The 1,993-nt window shown below is 26.8% G+C and carries 1 protein-coding gene; it reads right to left on the bottom strand.

Features of this window, described 5'->3' with window-relative positions:
* Positions 1-143 precede the first annotated feature (143 nt).
* Positions 144-1,993, bottom strand: a 1,850-nt coding sequence (gene drmB, locus FPG59_RS16760) for a DUF1998 domain-containing protein (protein WP_086455474.1), incomplete at its 5' end; no start/stop codon positions are given.

Here is a 1,993-nt window from a genome sequence, read left to right as displayed (position 1 = left end):
ATATCTTACTTTATTGATTGGTTTATATTTTGTGTTTTTATAAGATGTAAATACTCTTTTAGATGAGCCAATTTCAAAAGAATCATATTTAGTACGAGTGGAGTCTGAAATAGTATAGATTTTAATAATTCTTGTTTTTATCGCTAACTAATTTTTTTAAAATAACCATATTCATCATCAATTAAAAGTCTTCTATCTAAAAAGCTATTGAATAATTCACAAGATGTTTCAGGTAATAGTGAACAACTAAAACAAGCTGATAAGTTCAGATTCCCGACACCTTGACCGGTTGTGTGATAACATATTGGATCTGTAGCACAATCTTTTGCTCTCGTTATAGCTGATTGAATTAATTTACCAATTTTGTTGTCATCACATAATGAAGTTAATCCACCATAACTACCTTCTGAACCAGCTATTGTATAAATTAATACTCCGTTCATATTGGGGTTATCACTAACATATAATCGCTCTTGAATTGACGTTGAAGGATAACCACATAAATACTCTAACTCTTTGATTATTAAATGTGAAAATGTATGAATAAGAATTAGTTTAGGATTAACTTCAATGTCTTTATTAAATGCAGAATCAAAATTATTATAATTGTTTAAAATTGGTTCAACTCTTTTACTAATCAAATCATCTGAATTTATCCATTTATCCAAAGCATTATTATCAAATTCAAAAAAGATGCCTTCTCCAAAACTTTCTATAGCAGGAAGATATTTTGTAGCTAAGCCTTTCTTGGAAGTATATTTTTTTCGTATTGCTTCAACTTTGTCACTCTCAATATCTTCTTCTTTTAATGCAGTATCTATTGATATAGGTTCTTGCCTTGTAAAAGACGTTTGAACTGATGTAAATTTTATTTTATCCATTCTTAAAATGGATTTTATTAAGTCATTCTGAAAATAATTTGAATCTACTTTATCAAATATCAATAAGTCTTTTATTTCATCATTACCTTTTTCAGTAATGTATTTAAACTCATCAAAACGATATTCATTTTCACTTTTTGTTATTTCTGCATCTCTTTCAATAAAATCATTATCAATTAATCTTTGTATAGTATTTGTTTGAATTGAGAATGAATTCGTTGCTAATAATACGCTTGAAATTAAATCAGAAGTAAGTCCTTTTTCAAATAAATCTTTAATCATTTTGATTTTTGACTTATTCAACTCGTCTATTGCAGGAATGTAAATACTGGATAAAATATTAGGGTAATAGACACTATTACTAGAGCGTATAACTGGTTTAAAAAGGATGTCTTTTATTTCAGTGTTTGGGATTAATTCTTGATTTTTAATCCTTAAATTAAATAAGCCTGATAACGTTGTGAAATTTAATGTTTCACCTTCTTTATTTTTTGCAATAATATTAATACCACTTAAATCATCTAATTTATCTGAAGTACGATACTCTAATACTAAATCACTTGGCACATCAACATTTGATAAAGAAATAGTCTCATCATTAGTATCAACTTCTTTATTTTCAATATTTGAATTATCTCTTTTTTGTCTTTTTAACATTGACCATTTATCCCAAGGTATATCAGTAATTTCGCCATTAGGCGCAGTTAAAATGAAACGCACTTGTTCTAAATCAAAGAATTTTCTTTTACTGTTGCGGTTTCTAGCGTAACATTTATAACATTTAGGAGGAAAAAAATTATCTCTGTGATTAATTTCAACATTATTTAACCAATTATATTTCCAATTTGAAATTTTATCAAATTTATTACAGCTACTGCAATAAAACCATTCTGGAAAATAGGATGCCGCTATTGTATTTTCATCACCATTCTGCAATTGAAAGCCATTTTTTAAATCATTTACAGGAATTTTTACCAATTGCTCAAGATTGATAAAATATTTGCTTAACCTGTTTTTGAAACGTAAATCTTCAATATTATTATGTTCTTGGAAATTACCATCAATACTAATAAAAAAAGGCCATTCATCAAATGGTTTTATTATTATTGAAC

The sequence above is a fragment of the Flavobacterium sp. FPG59 genome (assembly GCF_002150205.1).
Taxonomy (GTDB): Bacteria; Bacteroidota; Bacteroidia; order Flavobacteriales; family Flavobacteriaceae; genus Flavobacterium.
The sequence above is the reverse complement of the archived record's forward strand: the minus strand, read 5'-3'. Positions and strand labels throughout refer to the sequence as shown.